Source organism: Natronolimnohabitans innermongolicus JCM 12255 (assembly GCF_000337215.1).
GTDB classification, from domain to species: Archaea; Halobacteriota; Halobacteria; order Halobacteriales; family Natrialbaceae; genus Natronolimnohabitans; species Natronolimnohabitans innermongolicus.
Map to the genome: position 1 here is coordinate 56145 of NZ_AOHZ01000017.1, position 20853 is coordinate 76997.

At 67.2% G+C, this 20853-nt stretch carries 21 protein-coding genes; 11 read left to right on the forward strand and 10 right to left on the reverse strand.

Translation table 11 applies throughout. The features are described 5' to 3' along the window. Positions 1-104: 104 nt before the first annotated feature. The 3 genes from C493_RS03645 to C493_RS03650 all read left to right on the forward strand — a co-directional run bounded on the left by C493_RS03645 (position 105) and on the right by C493_RS03650 (position 1339). Positions 105-695 carry a DUF1802 family protein gene (locus tag C493_RS03645; protein ID WP_007258050.1) on the forward strand — a complete coding sequence of 197 codons (591 nt, stop codon included), beginning with the start codon at positions 105-107 and terminating at the stop codon, positions 693-695. A gap of 106 nt (positions 696-801) precedes the next feature. After that, positions 802-966 (forward strand): hypothetical protein, encoded by a 165-nt coding sequence (locus tag C493_RS23340; protein ID WP_007258051.1) that lies wholly within the window; start codon positions 802-804, stop codon positions 964-966. Between the two features lie 151 nt (positions 967-1117). Continuing rightward, on the forward strand, positions 1118-1339 hold the full coding sequence (locus C493_RS03650; protein WP_007258052.1) for a DUF7130 family rubredoxin-like protein: 222 nt from the start codon (positions 1118-1120) through the stop codon (positions 1337-1339). Between the two features lie 126 nt (positions 1340-1465). Here the strand turns inward: C493_RS03650 and C493_RS03655 are convergent, their stop codons facing one another. The 3 genes from C493_RS03655 to cobN are packed head-to-tail and all read right to left on the reverse strand — an operon-like array spanning position 1466 to position 6898. Beyond that, positions 1466-2254, reverse strand: a complete 789-nt coding sequence (locus C493_RS03655) for a cobalt-precorrin-7 (C(5))-methyltransferase (RefSeq protein WP_007258053.1) — start codon at positions 2252-2254, stop codon at positions 1466-1468. Beyond that, positions 2251-3009, reverse strand: coding sequence for a precorrin-8X methylmutase (locus tag C493_RS03660; RefSeq protein ID WP_007258054.1), 759 nt, complete (start codon positions 3007-3009; stop codon positions 2251-2253). Before C493_RS03660 ends, C493_RS03655 begins: the two co-directional genes overlap by 4 nt. Beyond that, on the reverse strand, positions 3002-6898 hold the full coding sequence (gene cobN / locus C493_RS03665; protein WP_007258055.1) for a cobaltochelatase subunit CobN: 3897 nt from the start codon (positions 6896-6898) through the stop codon (positions 3002-3004). The genes C493_RS03660 and cobN overlap by 8 nt, the downstream gene beginning before the upstream one ends. A 34-nt stretch (positions 6899-6932) precedes the next feature. Between cobN and C493_RS03670 the strand changes: the two genes are divergently transcribed. Next, positions 6933-9182, forward strand: a complete 2250-nt coding sequence (locus tag C493_RS03670) for a VWA domain-containing protein (RefSeq protein ID WP_007258056.1) — start codon at positions 6933-6935, stop codon at positions 9180-9182. A 98-nt stretch (positions 9183-9280) separates the two neighbouring features. Beyond that, positions 9281-10594, forward strand: a complete 1314-nt coding sequence (locus C493_RS03675; RefSeq protein WP_049889108.1) for an NAD(P)/FAD-dependent oxidoreductase — start codon at positions 9281-9283, stop codon at positions 10592-10594. Positions 10595-10725: 131 nt separating this feature from the next. Here C493_RS03675 and C493_RS03680 read toward each other — a convergent pair whose 3' ends face one another. From C493_RS03680 to artA, 3 genes are all read right to left on the reverse strand, one after another. Next, positions 10726-10920: a cold-shock protein gene (locus C493_RS03680; RefSeq protein ID WP_007258058.1), complete on the reverse strand. Its 195-nt coding sequence runs from the start codon at positions 10918-10920 to the stop codon at positions 10726-10728. 481 nt (positions 10921-11401) lie between these two features. Beyond that, on the reverse strand, positions 11402-12127 hold the full coding sequence (locus C493_RS03685) for a metallophosphoesterase (RefSeq protein WP_007258059.1): 726 nt from the start codon (positions 12125-12127) through the stop codon (positions 11402-11404). Beyond that, positions 12124-13170, reverse strand: coding sequence for an archaeosortase A (gene artA / locus C493_RS03690; RefSeq protein ID WP_007258060.1), 1047 nt, complete (start codon positions 13168-13170; stop codon positions 12124-12126). Before artA ends, C493_RS03685 begins: the two co-directional genes overlap by 4 nt. 131 nt (positions 13171-13301) lie before the next feature. On the opposite strand from artA, the gene C493_RS03695 reads away from it, so the two are divergent. After that, positions 13302-14081 (forward strand): DUF7839 domain-containing protein, encoded by a 780-nt coding sequence (locus C493_RS03695; RefSeq protein WP_007258061.1) that lies wholly within the window; start codon positions 13302-13304, stop codon positions 14079-14081. A gap of 37 nt (positions 14082-14118) precedes the next feature. Here the strand turns inward: C493_RS03695 and C493_RS03700 are convergent, their stop codons facing one another. Together C493_RS03700 and C493_RS03705 are read right to left on the reverse strand one after the other, a co-directional pair. Beyond that, positions 14119-15030, reverse strand: a complete 912-nt coding sequence (locus tag C493_RS03700) for a glycosyltransferase family 2 protein (protein ID WP_007258062.1) — start codon at positions 15028-15030, stop codon at positions 14119-14121. A 118-nt stretch (positions 15031-15148) separates the two neighbouring features. Continuing rightward, positions 15149-15856 carry a class I SAM-dependent methyltransferase gene (locus C493_RS03705; protein ID WP_007258063.1) on the reverse strand — a complete coding sequence of 236 codons (708 nt, stop codon included), beginning with the start codon at positions 15854-15856 and terminating at the stop codon, positions 15149-15151. 324 nt (positions 15857-16180) lie between these two features. Here C493_RS03705 and C493_RS03710 point away from each other — a divergent pair, with 324 nt between their 5' ends. The 4 genes from C493_RS03710 to C493_RS03725 all read left to right on the forward strand — a co-directional run bounded on the left by C493_RS03710 (position 16181) and on the right by C493_RS03725 (position 19136). Beyond that, a complete protein-coding gene (locus tag C493_RS03710) occupies positions 16181-16462 on the forward strand; it encodes a MarR family transcriptional regulator (protein WP_007258064.1) in 282 nt (93 codons plus the stop codon). Positions 16463-16684: 222 nt separating this feature from the next. Further along, positions 16685-17473 carry an MBL fold metallo-hydrolase gene (locus C493_RS03715; RefSeq protein ID WP_007258065.1) on the forward strand — a complete coding sequence of 263 codons (789 nt, stop codon included), beginning with the start codon at positions 16685-16687 and terminating at the stop codon, positions 17471-17473. Between the two features lie 55 nt (positions 17474-17528). Next, positions 17529-18275: a YkgJ family cysteine cluster protein gene (locus tag C493_RS03720; RefSeq protein ID WP_007258066.1), complete on the forward strand. Its 747-nt coding sequence runs from the start codon at positions 17529-17531 to the stop codon at positions 18273-18275. A 96-nt stretch (positions 18276-18371) separates the two neighbouring features. After that, positions 18372-19136 carry a heptaprenylglyceryl phosphate synthase gene (locus tag C493_RS03725; RefSeq protein ID WP_007258067.1) on the forward strand — a complete coding sequence of 255 codons (765 nt, stop codon included), beginning with the start codon at positions 18372-18374 and terminating at the stop codon, positions 19134-19136. An 18-nt stretch (positions 19137-19154) separates the two neighbouring features. Here C493_RS03725 and C493_RS03730 read toward each other — a convergent pair whose 3' ends face one another. Further along, positions 19155-19499, reverse strand: coding sequence for an ArsR/SmtB family transcription factor (locus tag C493_RS03730; protein WP_007258068.1), 345 nt, complete (start codon positions 19497-19499; stop codon positions 19155-19157). A gap of 158 nt (positions 19500-19657) precedes the next feature. Between C493_RS03730 and C493_RS03735 the strand changes: the two genes are divergently transcribed. Beyond that, a complete protein-coding gene (locus C493_RS03735) occupies positions 19658-20317 on the forward strand; it encodes a helix-turn-helix domain-containing protein (RefSeq protein ID WP_007258069.1) in 660 nt (219 codons plus the stop codon). Positions 20318-20424: 107 nt separating this feature from the next. Here the strand turns inward: C493_RS03735 and C493_RS03740 are convergent, their stop codons facing one another. Beyond that, positions 20425-20832, reverse strand: a complete 408-nt coding sequence (locus C493_RS03740) for a TRAM domain-containing protein (RefSeq protein WP_007258070.1) — start codon at positions 20830-20832, stop codon at positions 20425-20427. Positions 20833-20853 lie beyond the last annotated feature (21 nt).

Sequence of the window (20853 nt, forward strand, 5' to 3'; positions counted from 1 at the left end):
GTGATTGCGTTAGCACAACTCGACTTGAATCCGTCGGTGGCGGCAGCACACCCGAGCGACCGCAATCGAATTGGCGCTACTGTGCGTTCGCTCGAGCACCTGCCATGTCCGACTCGAGTACGGCGTCGTCGAGTACGACGTCACCGATCCCTGCGCTGAAAGAACGCGCCGGCGTCGTCAACGCGCTCGTCGACGGCGCACAGACGCTCCTCGTTCGCCACCCGACGCTGGATCCGGGAACGATCGACGAGCGGTTCGCCCTGTATCCGGCCTACAGTCACCAGGTGCCTGCCCGGTACCAGCCCAGATACGAGGAGTACTACCACCGGGCGAGTGCGAAGCCCGACGACGGGGTTCCCGTCCGCGCCGTCGCCGACGTCCACGAGGAGTACACCGTCCCGGTCTCGAGTTCGGAAGACGCGCTCGACGCCCTCGCTCGCCACTACGTCTACACGCCCGACGGCCTCCGGGACAAGTACGATCCCGACGGGGAGTTGCGCGTGTGCTTGCTGCGGGTGTCCGAACTCGAGAACCCGACGCTCCTCGAGGAGCGGGGCAGTTACCGGGGCTGTCGCGCCTGGATCGAACTGGCCGACGACGTCGAGGTCGACCCCGCATCAGCGACGCCCGTCCTCGACGACGCGACGTTCGCCGAGCGGCGGGCGGCGGTTCGAGACGCACTCGATCGGGCGTGATCGCCGGACGGCTGTCGGGCGGGTGAGGACGCGAGTTTCGGAAACAGGCTCCCACCCCGCCGACGGACTTAACCGAAGTGATCCGCTACGACCAGTCCCTCGAACTATGACCGACGACACCGACTCCGAGACCGAACGGCATCTTCGCGAGGCGCTGCGCCACCTCGGCGAGGCACAGGACGGCGACCTCCGGAAGACGAACGCCATCGCGCTCGAGGAAGTGTCGAACACCGTGTCGACGGTACTGCGCGAACACGAAGAGAAGCCGTAGACGGGGTTCTCGAGCCGTCTTCGAGACGGACGTATTCGGATCGTTCTTCGAAGATTCGTTCCCTCCGACGGGACAACTGTTCGATCGAACGAGAGATCGCCGATCAACGAACGGTATGGTTTAACATGCCACGACGCGTACGGACGCCGTGATGAGCCCCGAAGATACTCAGCCGCCAGCCGCGAGCGAACTGCGCAACAAAGAGGAGACCGAACTCCCGATCGGCGAGGTGCGAGAACCCGAGAGCCGCGGCGTCGCCATGTGGCGGTGTCGGGACTGTGGCGAGATGGGGCACCTCGAGGAGGAGTTGCCGCCGTCGTGTCCTGGCTGTGACGCGCCCCGAGAGGATCTGTACTACTGGGAAGAAGATTAATCGCGAGAGCCCCTCGACGCGGACGTCGCTCTGGTGTCGCTGCGACGCGGACCCGCCAACCGCCGAGCGACGCCGTGGCTCTCGGTCGGTGCGCCCTTCGTTCCCGAAAACCCGGCCGACGACAGCTCAGGGAACCGGCTGCCTGACGGCCAGCACGATCAGATCCGAAAACGGCGTCTCGTCCGGCCCGTCGCCGCCGGCGTGTTCCGACAAACTCGCCAGCGTGAATCGGTGAATTTCCTCGTCGTCGTGGGTCAGCTTCTCGAGCACCAGCGCCTCGAGGTCGGGGTCGGCGCCGTTCTCGAGCAGAAACGCGGCGATATCGCCGGGCATCCGATCGTACGGCCGCGGCAACACGAGCAGGTGACGGTCGTCGACCGCGGCGGCCATGCGCTCCATGTCGGCCTCGAGGTCGCCGCTTTTGTGGAGCGTGACGAACTCGGTGTCCTCCATCGGCGTTCGGGCGCGGCTGGCGGCCATCTGTAGGGACGAAATGCCCGGAACGACCCGGACGGGGACGTCAGGCGCCTCACGCCGTACCGCATCCTGGACCTTCCCGACGAACTGATACCCCGAGTGGTTCGGATCGCCCATCGCGACCGCCGTCCCGGAGTCGCCGGCCGCGACGCGCTCGCCGAACGCCTCGAGCGCCTCGGCTTCGTCGTTGTACCCGCAGGTCAGTAGATCGGCGTCGGTCAGGTCGTCGACGAACTCGACGACGGTCGTAAAGCCGACGACGACGTCGGCTTCCTCGATCGCGCGCCGACCGCGGGGCGTCAGGAACTCCTGGTTGCCGGGCCCGACGCCGACGGCGTAGACGGGGTCGTCGGTCTCTTCATCGATGTCAGGCTCCGCTTCGGCGGCCGCGAACGTCGCCGGATCCGGACCCGCCTCGAGGTCGTACTCGCCGCTCATGCGTCCTCCTGTGAGGCGCGTGCCGCTCGAGTCTCGGCCGGAATAGCCAGCTCGAGCCCGTCGGTTCGAACGTCTTTCGCGACGTGGATCAGCTCGTTTGTCAGCGCGGCAGCGAGGCCGCTGCCGCCGCGGCGACCGACGTTCGTAATCGCCGGCACGTCGTACTCGGCGCTGATCTCGCGGATGCGCGTTCGGCTCTCCTCGGCCTTGACGAAGCCGACGGGAGTCGCGACGACGACCGCTGGTCGGGTGCCGTTCTCGATGCAGTCCGCGAGCGCGAACGCTGCGGTTGGTGCGTTGCCGACCACCGCGATGGCGCCGTCGTAGACGCCCTGCTTGTCCAACTCGAGCACCGAGGCGGCGGTCCGGGTCATCCCCGTCTCCGTCGCTAGTTCGGCGCCGTTGCCGATCGCCTTGCGCTTCTCGCAGTCGTGGCCTCGAGAGGTGATTCCGGCCTTGGACATCGTGATGTCGGTGACGATGGTGGCCTCGTCGAGGACCGCTCGAGCGCCGGCGCGGACGGGCGCGTCCTCGTCGTCGCCGACGTCGTCGCTGCCGGTGAACTCGATCAGGTGCTGGAACTCGATGTCGCCCATCGAGTGAACCGACTTCTGGCGGATCCGATCCGCGAGGGTCTCGTCGGGGACGAACTGGCGAACGATGTCCATGCTCGTCTCCGCGATATCCATCGCGTTCTGCGTGGTCGCGCCGAGGTCGGCGTACTCCCGTTCGTACTCCTGGTCAGCCTCAGTCATCGTTCGTCACCCCCGGGCTGACGGCCTCGTTCGTCGTTCTGGCCTCGAGGTCGCCCTCGACCTCGAGATTCAGGTCGCGCAGGCGGTCGACCGTCTCGTCGTCGGCGTCCCAGAGGTCCCGTTCGACGGCCTCGAGCAAGGTGTCCGTGATAGACTCGAGCGCCCACGGGTTGACGTCGCGCAGCCACTCCTGACGGTCGTCGTCGAAGGCGAACTTCTCGGCGACCTCGTTCCAGAGGGTGTCGCTGACGACGCCGGTCGTCGCGTCCCAACCGAGCGTTACGTCGACCGTCGTCGAGAGGTCGCCCGCGCCCTTGTAGCCGTGGTCCTCCATGGACTCGAGCCAATCGGGGTTCAACACGCGAGCGCGCATCGCCTTGCGGACCTTCTCCTCGTTCGTGTAGACGTCGACGTTGTCCGGATCCGAGGAGTCGCCGACGTAGGAGGCCGGCTCCTCGCCGGAGATTTCGCTGACGGCGGAGATGAAGCCGCCGTGGAAGGCGTACCAGTCCGAGGAGTCGAACTCGTCCTGTTCCATCGTGTCCTCGATCTTGACCGTCGCGTCGACGCTGGAGAGTCGGCGCTCGAAGGCGTCGTGGGCGTCGGAAACCCGTCCGCGCGATCCCATGGCGTAGCCGCCCCACTGGACGTAGACGGAGGCGAGATCGGCGCGGTCGTCCCAGTTGCCCTCGTCGACGGCCTTGTTCGTCCCGGCGCCGTAGCCGCCGGGCTTCGTGGTGAAGACGCGGTGCAGCGCGGCCTTCCGGGCGTCGGACTCGTCGAGCCCTTCTTCCTCCCGTAACTGCTCGGCCTCCTCCTCGACGTGTTTTTTCACGTAGTTCAGCTCGTGGGGTTCATCGAGGTCGACCACGGCGTCGACGGCGTCGTGGATGACGCCCGCCGCGGCGGGGAAGGCGTCCCGGAACAGCCCGGAGACGCGCGTCGTCACGTCGATCCGGGGTCGGTCCAGTTCCTCGAGGGGAATCGGCTCGACGTCGTCGATCCGACCCGCGTCGGTCCACTGCGGTTCGACGCCCATCATCGCGAGCACCTGGGCGATCGTCTCGCCGCGGGTGCGAACCGTCGGGGTCCCCCACGCGACGACGCCGATCTCCTCGGGGTAGGCCCCCGATTCAGAGTGATGGCGCTCGAGGACGCCCTCGGCGACCTCCTTGCCCACCTGCCAGGCAGCCTTCGCAGGGACCTTCCGCGGATCGAGCGTGTAGAAGTTTCGCGCCGTCGGCAGCAGGTCGACGCCGCCGCGGGTCGGGGCGCCGGAGCCGCCAGGCGGGACGTACTCGCCCGACAGGGCGTCCGCAGTTCTGGGTATCTCGTCTTCGGCGCCCTGTACGCGGGGCTGGGCCTCCTCGCAGATGTACGCAAGCACCTCGCGGAGGTCGTCGTGGGCGCCGGATTTGGCTCGGGCGTCGCCGATCGTTTCGAGGTCGACCACGAGCAGGTTCATGTTCACCTCGTCGTCAGGGCCACCCTCGAGTTCGGATTCGGGAACGTCGAACTCGTGCTCGGCGAGCGTCTCGATCAGGTCGACGCTGGTCTCGTAGACGATATCGGCGGCCTCGGCGTAGGTCATCCCCAGCGCGTCGTCGTACTCGCCGGGCGCGTTCAGCATCGTCTCGTAGTCGACGCCGAGCGCGCCGGCGACGCTCTCGCGCAGGCTCGGCGCGCCGGGGTTCTCGAGGCGCGTCAGCGCGACGAGATACTCGACGAGCCGTTCGTCCGCCGGCGGCTCGGACATCGTGTGCAGCCCCAGCCGGATCTGGGTGGTCTTGACGTCGGTGAGGTACTCGTGGATGCGCTCGACGAGGGCGTCGATCTCGAGGTCTGCGCCGTCCACGTCACCCTCTGCGAGGGTCGAACCCGCTTCGTCCGGGCCGCGAACGTCGGCCTTCTCGCTGATTTCGCCGGCGATCCCCAACTCGACCGCCAGATCCAGTTCGTCGACTGTCTCGCGGATCAGCGCCTCGAGGTGCTCGCCGTCGTCCGCGCGGGCGTCTTCCATCCCCGCCTCGCGGTACTGGTTCGCGAGTTCCTCGAGTTCCGAGAGCTCGTCGTACGTGCCGGCGTTTCGCATCACCGGCGTCAGGTAGTCGACGATGGCGGCGTAGGAGCGCCGTTTCGCCTGGGTCCCCTCGCCGGGGTTGTTGACGATGTAGGGGTAGACGTTCGGAATGTCGTCGATCAACTGGTCGGGCGCGCTCTCCCCGTCGAGGCCGACCGTCTTGCCGGGGAGCCACTCGAGGCTGCCGTGGGTTCCGAGGTGGACGACCCCGTCGGCCTCGAACTCGTTGCGCAGCCAGCCGTAGAATGCGTAGTAGTCGTGTGGCGGCTGCAGATCCGAGTCGTGGTAGACTTTCGAGGGGTCCATCCCGAACCCGCGCGGCGGCTGGACCGTGACGAGGACGTTTCCGAACTCGACGCCGGGGATGGCGAACGGGCGGTCCGGGACCGCTCCCCATTCCTCGACGATGTTCTCCTGGAAGCGGTCGTCGGCCTCCGCGAACCACTTCGCGTAGGTATCGGGCGAAACCACGTCGATCGAGAGGTCGCGGACGTCCTCGGGGGCGACCCAGCGGTCCTCGAGCGTCAGCTGCGAGGTGAGTTTCTCGACGAGCGACTGCCCGCTGTCGGGCATCTCGCCGCCTAAATCGTAGTTTCGCGTCTCGAGTTCGGAGAGCAGATTCACCGTCGACTCGGGCGAATCGAGCCCGAACGCGGTACCGATCCCGTCGTCGCTCGGCGGGTAGTTGTGGAGGACGACGGCGATCCGTTTCTCCTCGTTGGGCGTGTGCCGGAGTTCGGCCCAGTTGACCGCCAGCCGCGTCGCGTGGTCGATGCGGTCTTCGATCGGGAAGTGGTGTTTCGGCGCGGAGCCGATGCCGGCCTCGTCGTCGGTTCGCTCCTTGCCCGAGATGGGATGGGTGATGACGTTGCCGTCGAACTCCGGCAGCGCCACCGAGAGGGCGAGTTCGAAGCCCATCACGCCCGTGTCGCTGGATTCGTAGCGCGAGCGCGAGCGCATCGTCGTCACGGTCTGGAGGACGGGGACGCCGAGGCGGTCGAGGAAGACGTCTTCGGCCGAATTGCCTTCGTCGCTGGCGCTGCGGCCGCGTTCGTCCATCGAGAGCGAGAACATAAAGGACGAAAGCACGGCGTCGGCGACGGGGTCGCCCGCATCGTCGATGAGCCAGGTGTCCGTTACCCACTCGGCGTCTTCCTGCTCGTCCGTATCGGTCGCCGGGTTGCAGAAGATCGGCAGCGCGTTGGCCCCCTGCTCCTCGAGCGCGCGGACCTGTGCGTCGACGTAGCGGGTGTTTTCGTGGGTCCAGTGAGACTCGTAGAACCAGACGGCCACGGTGGGCTTCTCGGGGTCGTGGGTCTCGAGCAGTTCCTCGTAGCCGACGCCGGGGTAGTCGGGGTGGTAGACGCCTTCGGTCGGCAGTTCGGTGGGGTCGTCGTACTCGAGGGACCGGCCCTCGTACTCGGCGGCCAGGAACCGACACAGGTTGGCGACGTTGATCGTCCCGCCCTTCTCGAGGTAGTCGTAGACCCGTTCTCGGTGGTCGTCCGAAACCGTCGTATCCTCGAACGCGAACGCGTCCCCGGTCGCCTTCACGATCAGCGGGACGCCTTCGTCCTCGAGCGCGTTGGTCGCGTACTCGTAGCCCGGCATGCTGTCTTCGGCGCCGTGCAGCCAGAAGACGGCGGCTGCGGCGTCGGTCAGTTCCTCGACGAACTCGTCGATGTCGGCTTCCCCCTCGAGGTCGCTCTCCGAGCGAACGACCAGCTCGATTCCCTCGAGGCGGTCGGCCGCCTGGCCGATCGAGCCGAGTTCGTTCTCCGTCGCGGTGTAGATCCCGATCGTTGTCATCGCGTTTTTAAACCTCTATTGTATTATCGCAACTATGGTTGCAGAGTCCGAGGACAAAAAGCTGTCGTCACTCCCCGTGCCGGCCATCGTCGGGCAGGCGGAACTCAAGCGCGTCCTGTTCGCCGTCGCGGCCAACGACGGCCTCGACGGGGCCCTGATCGTCGGCGAGAAGGGGACCGCGAAGTCGACCGCGGTTCGGGGACTCGTCGACCTCCTCCCCGAACAGCGAGCCGTCGCGGACTGTCCGTACGGCTGCGATCCGGACGAACCGAGCGCACAGTGTGCGTCGTGTCGAGAGCGAGACTGCGAGGAACTGCCGGTCGAAACCCGCCCGGTGCCGCTCGTGATGCTCCCGCTCGGGGCGACTCGAGACCGCGTCGTCGGCACGCTTTCAGTCGAGGACGCCCTCGCGGGCGAGTCGTCGTTCGATCCCGGCCTGCTCGCGCGGGCCCACCGCGGGGTCCTCTACGTCGACGAGGTGAATCTGCTCGACGACCACCTCGTGGACGTCATCCTCGACGCCGCCGCGAGCGGCGTCAACACGGTCGAACGTGACGGCGTCAGCGTCTCCCATCCCGCCGACTTCACCCTGATCGGCACGATGAATCCCGAGGAGGGCGACCTCCGGCCCCAGCTTCGCGACCGATTCGCCCTCCAGGCGACCGTCGAGGGCTGTCGAGCGATCGACGACCGCGTCGCGATCATCGACCGCGCGCTCGAGCGCGACGATACCGCCGGCGACAGCGACCCGTGGACCGAGTACGCCGAGGAGACCGCTGCCCTGCGAGCGCGGATCGTCGACGCCCGTCGTCGACTCGACGACGTTACGCTCCCCGACGACTTCAAGCGAGAGATCGCCGAACTCTGCCTCGAGGCCGGCGTCGACGGCCACCGGGGTGACGTGGCGACGGCCAGAACCGCGATGGCCCTCGCCGCGCTCGAGGGGCGGACGACGGTCGTCGAGTCCGACGTTCGCGAGGCCGCGAGCTACACGCTTCCCCACCGGCTTCGGAGCACGCCCTTCGAGGACGAACCCGATCTCGAGGACGTCCTCGAGGATCGGTTCGAGGGGGACGCCGACGACGGCGAACGCGGCGACGACGGTGACTCGACCGGCGATGGCGGCGGGACCGCCGACGGCGACGACGAAGCCAGCGGCGAGAGCGAGGCGAACGACGGCGGTGAGACGGGAAACGCGACCGGCGGCGAGCGCGGTGACGGCCCCGAACCCGAACCCGGCGACGACGGACCCGACGGCGAGCGCGAACCCGGCGACAACGGCGAAGATGGTCCCCACGACGAATCCGAACCGGAGACCGACCCCGGCAGCGATCGCGAACCGACCGACGGCGGACCAGCGCCCGCCGAAGCCGGCGGTGGGAACGACGACGCGAGCGATGGAACGGACTCGAGCGACGACCACACCGACGAGGCCGACGAGGACGAACGGGCACAGCCGCTCGTCCCCGGCCAGCGACGCGGCGCCGTCGCCGAGGCCGGCGAGGCGCGAGCGCCCGACCTCGAGACCCGCGACGTCGACTCCGACGGGCGCGAAGGGACGAACGCGGGCGGTTCGCGCGCGAGTACGACGCCGAGCGCCGCCAACCGCGGCGCTCGCGTCCGGACCGAGCCCGCCTCGGGCGACGGCCCCATCGACGCCGCCGCGTCGGTTCGATCGGCCGCGACGCGAGGGGAGTCCCGCGTTCGAAAGCGGGATCTCAGACGGTCGGTTCGGATCGGCGAGACGTCGGCGACCATCGTGTTCGCCGTCGACGCCAGCGCCTCGATGCGGCCCGCGATGCGGACCGCCAAGGGAGTCGTCCTCGAACTCTTGCGCGACAGCTACGAGCACCGCGACGAGGTCGCCGTCGTCGCCTTCGCCGGCGAGGACGCCGAGGTGCTCTTGCCGCCGACCGACAGCGTCTCGCTGGCCGCGCGCCACCTCAAAGAACTCCCGTCGGGCGACCGGACGCCGCTTCCCGCGGGCCTCGAGACGTCGCGAGCGATCCTCGAGCGCGCCGAGACGGACGCCTCGGTCGTCGTGCTCGTCACGGACGGCCGGGCGAACGTCGCCGACGGGAGTCCCACCGACGCGACGCGCCGGGCCGCGCGGGGGCTCGCCGCCGACGGTGCGACGGTAATCGTCGTCGATGCGGGCGACGACTCTCGGGCCGGTCTCTCCGCGCTGGTCGCCGACGAAACCGACGGAGAGCTGGTCCCCCTCGAGTCGCTCTCGGTCGAGACCGTACGAGCGGCGGCCGATCGGGCCGCGGCCGACGAGTGAGGAACAGGGGAAGACGTCGTATCGTCGTCCGGATTCGGGGGATCGAGACTGGATCGTTGGGTCAACGCCTTTCCGTTCGCCCGTCGCACCACTCGCGTATGCAGCGCACTCCACGGGTGCTCGTCGCGGGCGGCGGCCTCGCCGGCCTCGTCGCGGCGCGCCACCTCTCCGGCGGCGGCGCCGACGTCACGCTATACGAGCGTCGCGACGCCGTCGGCGGCCGCGTCCGCACGATCGAGCGCGACGGCTTTCGATTCGACCGGGGCTTTCAGGTGCTGTTCCCGGCCTATCCCGCCGTCCGGCGAGAACTCGACCTCGAGGCGCTCGACCTGCGGCGGTTCACCTCGGGCGCGACCATCGCTCGGCCGAATCACCGTTCGGTGCTCGCCGATCCGCTGGACGCCCCGCGGACGCTCCCGGCGACGCTGTTCAACCCCGATATCACGGTCGGCGACCGACTCCGCGTCGCACGGCTCTGGGCGTCCCTCCGGCGCCTCGAGCCCGAGACGTTCTTCGACGACCTCGAGGGCGACGACGAGTCGATCCAGCAGTTCCTCCGCACTCACGGCTTTTCGGAAGGATTTATCGCGAACTTCGTCGCGCCCTTCTACGGCGGTATCACCCTCGATCGGTCGCTGTCGACCTCGCGGCGCGTCTTCGAGTACACCTTCCGGGCGCTCGCGGCCGGCGGCGCCGCGGTGCCGGCGACGGGAATGGAGGCGATTCCGACCCAGCTCGCCGACCGCGTTCGGGAGTTCGGCGCGACGATCGAAACCGACCGCGAGGTGACGGCCGTCGACGCTGGGACCGACTCGAGCGCGAGCGACGGCGACGCCGTGACGGTGACGACCGCCGACGGCGCCGCGGAGTGGGACGCCGTCGTCGTCGCGACCGATCCGCCGACCGCCCGCGAGGTGACCGAACTCGAGTCGATCCCCACCGACGCCCGGAGCTGCGTGACGCAGTACTATGCGCTGGTCGGACGGGGGGCGCTCGAGACGAGCAAGCGACTGCTCCTGAACGCGGCCGGCGACGGGGGGCCGAACCACGTCGTCCCCCACAGCGCGGTCGCGCCGTCGTACGCGCCCGAGGGAACGACGCTGCTGAGTGCGACCTATCTGGGTCGGCCGGACGCGACCGACGACGAACTGGCCGAGCGGACCCGGACCGCCCTCGAGTCGTGGTATCCCGAACGCGTCTTCGACGACCTCGAGGCGGTCCACACCGAGCGAATCGAGTTCGCGCAGTTCGCTCAGCCGCCGGGGGTCCACGAGGGGTTGCCGGACGCCAGGGACCCGGAGGGCGCCGTCTACCTGGCCGGCGACTACACGCGCTGGTCGTCGATCCAGGGGGCGATGCGAAGCGGGCGAGATGCGGCCCAGGCGGCGCTCGAGGATCTCTCGAACGGATAAGCCGTCGCTTTCGATCGGGAGCGGCTCGGGTGGTATCGAACCGTCACGAACCGGTCGCTCTCGAGTGAGTAGCGTTCGTGAGAAAGATCGGTTATCACGTCGTCAGCAGCTACCGACGGCGTAAACCGGTGTTACTGGCGGACGACGTTCGTCGCGCGCGGGCCCTTGGGGGCCTGTTCGATGTCGAATTCGATGTCCGTTCCCTCGGTGAGGTCCTCGCCGCCGACATCTTCCATGTGGAAGAACACGTCGTCGTCAGCGTCGTCCGTCTCGATGAAACCGTAGCCGCCCGTGTCGTTGAAGAAGTCAACCGTTCCGTTTGCCATTGCGATTAGGAAATGACCAGGATACGGGATAAGTATTGCGAATGCGTCCGGAAAGTGGCGGCTGTTTTAGACAAATATCCACACGAAGGCGGTGTTGGGGAGATTCTTCCGACATGGATTTGGTTCTGTCCGCAACATCGTCCGAACCATCACAACAACCGACTACTTCCGACGGATCCACACTTTCTCCCGTCGGCGTTCGTCGACCGGCACCGGCCCTTCCCGCGGTGTCCCGCGACCACAGCGCGAGGGCAACCGACCGCCACGACACCTCTAGTGGACGCCGCCGACCATCGCGTCCACGGCAGTGGCGTTCGAACGCCGCGCGTCGCCAAGACGGAAGAGCACCGAAACGGCACTCGACGCCGATGAACTCGAGGTACTGACGGAGCGTCCCGGTAGGCAGCCGTTCCGAACCGACACCCGACTGGGTGTTACAGAAATTCGAGGAGAAAGCTCACGACTTGAGTCGTGGGAGAAGTCACAACAGCCGTCGACACTCTCCCAGCGCCGGAAACCACAGCGGCTCCCCGCTCGAGTCGTCCCACACCGCCGGATGGAACGCGTCGGCGTCGGTCACCAGCGGCGACTGAAAGTCGCGGGTGCGCATACCGTTGACCGTCGCACCGGCAGCCAGCGTCGTGAACGCGGGCAACACGATTACGTCGGCGCCGGCGTACGCGTTCGGCCCGTAGAGAAAGCAAGGGACCGTTCGGCCGTCGACGGAGAGCGCGGGGTGGTCGTGGCCGACGACGTAGCGCGTTACGTCCGCATCCGCGTCCGCGTCCAGTTCGGGCCGCTCGTGGCCGTGACAGACTACCGTCTCGTCGTCCGCGAGCCGATACGCCGGCGCCGTCTCGCCGTCGAAGACCGACTCGAGCAGCGGGTCGTGGTTGCCGGGCGTGACGACGAGGTCGGCGCCGGCGTCGGCGACGCAATCCTCGAGGGCGGCGAGATCGTCCTCGACGCCCCGCGGGAGTCGACGAAAGGAGTGGAGGAGGTCGCCGGCGACGACGACCGTCCGCGGAGCGGTACGAGAGAGGAGGTCGGCGAGTCGCTCGCGAACGTCGGTGCCGTCGTCGATGGGGGCGTCGATACGCGAGTCCGCGGCGCGGCCGAGGTGGACGTCGGCGACGACGAGGGCGTCAGCTCCGGGAACGTACAGCGCGCGCTCGACGGGCGAAACGGGGAGGTCGACGTCGGTCACTGCTCGGCGCGGCGGTCGTGTTCGGCGCCGCCGTCCGCGCGGACCTCCGACTTTCCGAGCGCGTCGAAGAGGTCGTACTCGGTGCCGGTGACGACGAACAGGACTTCCTCGAGCGGTTTGAGGATCTCGGGGAGGATTTTGATCAGCAGGTAGGTGATCCCGACGAGGGCGACGACCGACAGCGCCTGCGAGATGTAGTTGTGCGCGACGAGATAGGAGACGCGGTCGGCCTCGGCGCCCATGTACGTGGTCATAAACGAGACCAGCCAGTCCTGCTGGAACCAGCCCCACGGCGAGGCGAGACCGATGAAGACGTTGCGCAGGAGGTTGAGGAACCAGATGACGCCGACGGCCATCGCGAAGGCCGCGACCTTCCGGCGCAGCGGCGCCTTCACGGCGGCGATCAGCCCGCCGAAGATCGCCATGCTTCCGAGCCCGGTACAGGCGAGGATGATGTAGGTGGTCCGTCCCGTGACGGTTTCGTCGGAGTCGAAAGCGAAGCGACTCTGGTAGCCGTTCGATCCCTCTTCGATGCCGGGGCTGTGGCCGAGCAGTTCCATCCCGTAGTGGGTCTGGGTCGCGGTCGTCTCGATCAGCCACTGTCGGACGACCGGGATCGTCTCGGCGGGGAGGTAGATCACGCCCATCAGCGCGATCGCCTTCGTCAGCAAGAACAGCGAGTCGCGGCCGTTCCAGAGCAGGTAGCCGGTGTAGGCACACAGCGGGAGGGCGATCAGCGCGAGGATCGTCTGGAGCGGGCTCTGGACGTCGTAGTAGTAGTACGGCGCCATCGTCGCCCAGAAGACGCCGAAGGAGAGCCAGGCGCCGGTCCCGAGATACCGCGCCGGCTCGGCGACGCCCCGCCAGCGAAGGAGCAAGGCGGTGAGGAAGGCGCCGATCGAAACCCACGCGAGGAGATCCGTCGCGCCGACCGAGCCGAGTACCGCCGGCATCGACACCGGCGTCAGCGTCGACGCGCCCGTCAGCGTCGTCTCGAGGCCGCCGACCGACGCCGCGTCGGTCGCCGAAAATACGGTCGGCATAGTCATGGCGAACTGACGTACCCCCTCGCTATCAACTTGACGCCTCGCGGTTCGGCCGGCACCGAACGCGTTCGCGTCGAGTCGACCGACGACCGGGCCACTTTTTGGGCTACTCGTGAAAGTCTCGAGGTATGGTCGACGTCCTCGACAACAAGCGGGTCGCGACGCGGTTTCGGATCCTCGTTCAGATCGCCGATCGTCAGCCCGCAGTAAGCCAGGGAGAGATCGCCGAGGAAGTCGGTGTGACGAGTCAGGCCGTCAGCGAGTACATCCGCGAACTGGTCGACGACGGCCTCGTCGAGAAGGAGGGACGCTCGCGGTACCGCGTGACCCCCGAGGGCGTCGATCGGTTGTTCCAGACGTCCGACGACATTCGCCGATTCGCCGACCACGTCACCGGCGACGTGCTGGACGCGATGAGCGAAGCGGCCTACATCGCCACCGACGACATCGAGGAAGGGGAGACCGTCTCCCTGTTCGTCCGCGACGGGCTGCTCCACGCCGAACCCGGCGACGAGGGACCGGCAACCGGCGTCGCGACGACCGACGCCGAGGCCGGAACCGACGTCGGCGTCAACAGCTTCGAGGGCGTCATGGATCTCGAGCCGGGGACGGTTACCGTGTTGCAGGTTCCTGCGGTTCGGACGGGCGGCAGTCGCGCGGTCGACGACGACGTCCTCGCCGACCACTGTGAGAAATCGGATCTCGTCGTCGCCGCCGGCGTGGAAGCCGTCGTCGCCTGTCGACAGTCCGGAAACGATCCGGCCGTTCCGTTCGCCGCCGGCGAGGTCGCCGCCGAGGGCGCCGAGCGCGGACTCGAGGTAACCGTCGTCGCGACGACCGACGCGGTCGGTCGCGTCACGGACACGCTTCGAGAAGCCGACGTCACGTACGAAGTTCTCGAGGGCTGACGGCGGCTATCCGGCCCACCGCGCCCGCACCTGCCGATCACGAATCGCGTCGATCGTAGATCTGGACCGCGCGGTCGTGGCGCTTCGAGAGCCCGTGGGGATTTCGCCGCGTGGAGCGGTCGGCCCAGCGAGCCCGGAGTCCGCCGCCGAGTCCGCGCACGATGTTAGCGGCGACGGCGACGCCGTCGGCGATCCAGCCGGTCGGCGTCTTGCTCCCGCCGAGAACGTCGCGTGCGCTCTCGAATCCGTCGCGAAGCGAACTCCCCGCGAGCCGAGCGACGACCGTCGGCCGGAGGCCGTAGTTCTTCGAGAGTCGATACGCCCGCGATCGATACGTCCCGCCCCAGTTGCGGTCGGCCCGGCCCCCGTCGGTACCGACCTCGCAACGGGCGGCCATCTCCGCGTTCCAGTCGACCTCGAACCCGAGACCGGCCACGCGGTGTGCACAGTCGCGCGCGCCGCCGACCTCGAGGCGTTCGTCGAACCCGTCGAGGGCCTCGAGGACGGTGCGGTCGAACGCGACGTTGTCCCCGTCGAAGTGGGTGACGCTTCGTCTCGCGACCGTCTTTGGCGTCCGAAGGCTGTGATCGAGATCGCTGCCCGTAACTGGACCGGTGACGACGTCGACGTCCGTTTCGTCGCCGAGCGCGCCCTCGATGGCGCCGTACCAACTCGGCTCGACCGCGTACTCGCCGTCGATGAAGGCGACGACGTCGCCCGTCGCGGCTCGCAGCCCCGCGTTGCGCGAGACGTTGGCGTTTCGCTCCGATATTTCGACGAGAACGTCGACGTCGGAACGGTTGCGGACGACGCCGGTGGTTCCGTCCGAGGACGGACCGTTGACGACGATCACTTCCGTCGACGCCGGTGTCCGTTCGGTGAGCGCGTCGAGCGACGAGAGTAACTGCTCTCGGTCGTTGAGCGTCGATACGACTACCGAGAGCTCCATACAGGGTGGTAGCGCCCATCGATAGTAAAAATAGGGGGGTTTGGCCGCGCCACACGGTCGGGACAGTCGACTGTACGGATCGGCTGCGAAACGCTGGACGACGACTGCCGTACTCGAGTTACCGGACGTGGGTGTTCCAGTAGGAGACCGACGCGAGGTGGTCGGTGACCGGCAGCTTGCCGATCGCCGTATCGAGTTTCCGGATCGGCGACGCGAGCCCGTTGGGGATCGATCGATAGAGTCCGTAGGGAACGATGAAGTCGTCTTCGACGTCGACCAGCGTCAGCTCCGTCTTCGCGAGCAAGATCGCGATTTCGCTGCGCGAGTACAGCCGCGACCCCATCGGCAGCGCCCAGTTGTAGACGCTGCGCGCCGAGAATCGATTGAACGTATCGAAGACGATCTGGTCGCGAGAGACGCGGCGCATCTCTTTTAAGAAGGCCTCCGGATCGTCCGCGAGGTGGAAAAACCGCATCGCGATCACGGTATCGAAGTGATCGTCCGGGAACGGCAGCCGCCCCGCGTCACCCCGAAGGAACTCGAGGGTTCCATCCAGATCGGCGTTCTGGGCCTTCTTTCGCCCCTGCTGTAACATCGCCGCCGAAATATCGAGTCCAACGACGTCGGCGCCTTGCTCGGCGAGCATCACGGTAAATCGCCCGGTACCACAGGCGATTTCGAGGATGTTCCGGTCCTCGACGGGCATGATGGCCTCGAGGACGGCCTCCTTCTCCCGGCGGTCGATCAGCTGCCCGCCCTGGGAGAAACGCTTGTCGTCGTACTCCTCGGCGACGTCGTCGGCCTGGTACCACTCCTGTCCTTTCACACTGGGCGAAACTACAGGAGCGGGAGGATAAAACGATACTGGAGTCTATCGGCGAGCGAACGTGTCCCGGACTGACACGCGCGCTCGCGAGTGAACGCTGAGACGGCGAGTCGTGATTCGCTGTCGGCGATGCTCGGTGGACGATTGTCGGGAAAACGCGATCGTCGACGCCCGTTTCGGGGACGAAATAGGGGACTGCACCGGTTGCTGTTCGGCGGGGATCGAATGTTGTGTTATACCACCATTAATACTCCTTATACAAACTGAACTATTCGTATCCACATATAGGGAAGCTTTACCATCAGCGATTCCGCTGGCATAGGTATGAGCATGAGTACTGCCGAGGACCGTGCCGGTGCTGCCGAGGAACTCCTCTCAGAGGACGAATACCGCGACCGTCTCCGCGACCTGCCGCCGAGTGCGAAACTCGTCGCCAAGGTGCTCGAGACCGACTCGCCGCTCTCGCAGGGCCAACTCGCCGAGGAATCGCTGCTTCCCGACCGAACCGTCCGCTACGCGCTCAACCGACTCGAGGACGTCGGACTCGTCGGCTCCCGATACAGCTTCCGCGACGCGCGCAAGCAGGTCTACTACCTGAAACACTGATACGGGTTACTGTCCGTCAGGTCCGGCGCACCCGCGACCCGGGCGGCGGGTGCGCCGGGACATCGGGACAGCAATCCGTATGAGTCGATTCGCGAGCGACGTCTCAGTACCGCGACGACTGGCGACTCGGTTCGTGCCCACGCCGACCTGGGGGAACGGGAGGGGTGGACGACCGGCCCCAGTCCCGACACGCATTTTTCGGTCCGCTTCGATCCTCGAGCCATGGAACTCACTCGCTGTTCGGTCTCGGTTCCCACGCGCGCGCCGACGGGGCAGACGAACGCCTATCTCCTCGGTGACGACCCCGCGGTCCTCGTCGATCCCGCGGCGCGCACCGACGACCTCGACCGACTGGTCGCCGACCGCGAGGTCGAGCACATCCTGCTCACGCACCCTCATCGGGATCACGTCGGCGCAGTTACCGAGTACGCCGACGAGACGGGTGCGACCTGCTGGGCTCGATACGGGCGCGAGGACCGGTTCGCCGACGCGACCGGCCGCGAGCCCGACCGAACGTTCACGGCCGGAACGACGCTCTCGCTCGGCGAGGGACGCCTGCGGATGCTCGACGCTCCCGGTCACGCGCCCGACCACGTCGCTGTCGAAGCCGGTCGCGGCGGTCCGATTCTGTGCGGCGACTGCGCGTTCCGCGAGGGGAGCGTCGTCGTCGGCGCGCCCGAGGGGGACATGCGCGCGTACGTATCGACCCTTCGGCGGCTATGGACGACCGACCCGCCGGCGCTCTGGCCGGGCCACGGTCCCGTGATCGAATCGCCGCGGGAGACGCTCGAGCGACTGCTCGCACATCGAACACGTCGAGAACGAAAGGTCCTGGCGGCCGTCGACGAGGGGAACGAAACGCTCGCGGCGATTCTCGAGTCCGCCTACGAAAAGGATCTCTCGGGGGTTCGCGATCTGGCCGAAGCGACGGTCGTCGCACACCTCGAGAAACTCGCCGTGGAGGGTCGACTCGAGTGGGACGGCGAGCGCGCTCGGTCGCGCACGGATTGACACGCCCGAGGCCGCGGAGCGACTGACTTTTCCGCCTCGACGGCCATCCTCCGGTGTGCAATCGCTCGAAGCCGAACTCGAGACCGCCCGGGACCTCGCCGTCGACGACCTCGCGGACGCCATCGAGTCGATCGGCTTCGAGTGTACCCGCTGTGGGGCCTGCTGTACGGGCCACGGCGACGAAGAACACACGGCGACGGTGTTTCCCGACGAAGTGCGCGACCTCGAGGCGAGCGACGAGTACGACGACGACTCCGGCTGGCGCGACGTCGCCCGTCCGATGCCCTACGGCCTGTCCGAGAACGAAGACGGCGACCTCGAGGGAGAGACCTTCGAGTGGGCGCTGCAGACGGACGGCTGTGGCGACTGCGTCTTCTACGCGGAGGACGACGACGGAACCGGCGCCTGCGTCGCCCACGACGATCGGCCGCTGATCTGTCGGACCTATCCGTTCAGCATTGCGCTCGCGGGAACCAGCCAGCCGATGGGCGAACCCGTCGACAGCGTTGCGCTTCCGGCGCGACGAGACGCCGACGACGGCGGCGAGGAGGGCGTCGTCCGCGCCCACGAGTGCGAAGGACTCGGGCGCGACATCTCCCGGGAAGACGCCGAAGATCTGGCGCGCGCGCTGAAGGAGCGAGCGGTTCGCGAACTCGAGGAGGCGATCGCCGTCCGGGACGAGTACGCGCCCGCGGATCCCGACCCCGGCGAGGTCGTCGTTCACGACTCCGAGGGAGCGAAGCGAATCGACGGGACGCCCCGCGAGGACCGGTCGAACGGGTCGCAATCGAACCGGCGCTGATCGGCGGATAACCGCCTCACGGAATCGGCCCCGGAATCGAGAGGGGACCAGCACGAAACCGATAGGAAATTGACCCGCTTCTTCGAAGCCGTCAGCATGGATCTCGACTGGGACGGAATCACCCACGTTACGAAGGTCGATCCGGCCAAGCCGCTGCCGCCCACGCTTGACGTCCTCGCAGGAACCGATCTGGTGATCGTCGGCGGCTCCGACGACGTCACCGAACGCAACACGATAGAGACCATCGATGCGCTCGAGGACGCCTTTCCGTCGCTGCCTGTTCTCCAGGAGCCGTACGACTCGGATCACGTCTCCTCCGAGACGATCGATGCGGTCGACGGAGTCGCGGTGCCGGCGGTCTACAACGGCAACCGCGAGCACTTCGTCGGGAAGCACGTCGACCTCTTCACCGAGGTTGGGCGCAAACCCGACGAGATTCTCGGAACGAGCATCCCCCTCGTCGGCAACCGGATCACGTCGAAGGCCGTCGACGCGATCGGCGATCTCACCGAGAAACTCGTCGGCGAGGGCTACGTCGTCCAACACCTCGACTCGGCTGCGGCGGACGTGTCGGGCGTCGAGGAGCGGTACACGCCCGACCAGGTCGCGGGCGCCGCCCTCGCGACGGAGGCGTTCTACGGCTTCCCCGTCTTCTACGTCGAGTACTCGGGCACCTACGGCGGCCCCGAAGACGTCGAGGCCGCCGCTCGCTACCTCGAGGAGACGACGCTGGTCTACGGCGGCGGAATCGACAGCCGAGCGAAAGCCCAGGAGATTCTCGAGGCCGGCGCGGACGCCATCGTCGTCGGCGACTGCTTCCACGACGATCCGGAGACGTTCCGCGAGACGATTCCGCGGTAGCGTTCCCGTCACTTACGGTTATCCGGGGGTTTCGTCGGTCGGCGCGGGATTACGTCGTTCATCTCCGCGCCGGCGGCTGGTTCGAACCGAAACCGTCGGGCCGTCGTCACCGAACGCGATCAGTACGCGCTCGAGAACGGCACGATACTGCTTGTAGTGATTTCCGTCGGCGTCGATCGAGAGCTCCGACGCGACGAGTCCGGCTCGCTCCAGTCGGTCGAGCCGTCGGTACGCCGTCGGCTCCGCAATCGACGCGGCGTCGGCGACGCGCTGTGCGGTCATCGGCTCGGCGCGTACTGACTCGAGTATCCGCCGGGCGTACCGATCGCCGAGTAACTCGAGGAGCGTCTCGGATTGCGCCACCGAATCCGTATTCGTATTCGTGTCAGTATCGTCATCTGTGTCAGAACTCCCACTCGAGCGCATGCTCCCGACGGACGGGGCGTATGGGCCAAACGCTTCGCACGGAACAGTTCGCAAGTTTAAGTGGGTTCCCGACGACGGAACCGTAGGGCCGGGAGATGAGGGCGATTCGAATCGCGATCACGCACACGGAGGCGACGATCCATCCGATCCACTCGCTGATCTGTACGACGGACGGACTGTCGCGGGAACGCATCCTCTACATTACCGTCGCCGACGGCGTCGAGACCACGATCAACTACGTCGAGGGGGAGCCGGAGGTGTACGAAACCGCGCTCCGCCGAAAGACCGTGGTCGACGAGTACGAGGTGTATCCGGACGGATCCGACGGCTGCTACTCCTACATTCGGAACGAACTCGGCGCCTACAACAGCGCGCTCGCAACCGCGCTCCAGCGCGAGACGCTCGCGGTGATCCCGCCCATCGAGTACCTGCCCGACCGACGGATGCTCGTCTCGCTCGTCGTCACGGAACGCGACTTCCGAGACATTCTCGAGGAGATTCCGGACGAACTGACGGTCGACGTGATCGGCGTCGGCTCGATTCCGCAGATTCCGCGCTCGCAACTCACCGCGAAACAGCGCCGAGCGATGCGGACCGCCTGGGAGAACGGCTACTACGAGATTCCCCGAACGGCGACGCTCGAGGAGGTCGCGGCCGAACTCGACTGTTCGGTGTCGACCGCCTCCGATCTGTTGCGCCGCGGCCAGGCCAGTCTCGTCGCCACTGCGCTCGGCGTCGATGACTCCGTGCAGTAAGTGATTCGAGACGATCGACGTCGATCCACTCGCGTGCTGTGTCGAATAGCGACAACTGAAAACCGGAAACGAAGCGGCGAGGAGCCGCGAGACGCGGCGTGACGCCGTTAAAAGGTCTCCTCGATGATTTCGCCGACCGCGAAGTTCGATTTGACCTCGGTGACTTCGACTTTGACGCGTTCGCCGACGTCGGCGCCGGGGACGATGATGACGTAGCCGCGCTCGACGCGAGCGATGCCGTCGCCCTGCTTGCCGATGTCTTCGATCTCGACGTAGCGCGTTTCGCCGACGTCGACCGGCGGCTGCGGTTCTGACGGCGCCGTCTGCGGTTGGCTCGTCGTTTCCCCGTCCGCCGTCGCCTCGTCCTCGCGAGAGATCAGCGCGACGCGATAGACCTCCCCCGGGTCGATGTCGCCGGTTTCGACTTCTTGACGTGGTACCTCGATGACGTATCGGTCCTCCTCTGCCGAGACGTCCGCACTGAACAGACACAGGAGTTTTTCAGATATCTCCACAGGTAGACCCTCAGTTTCATC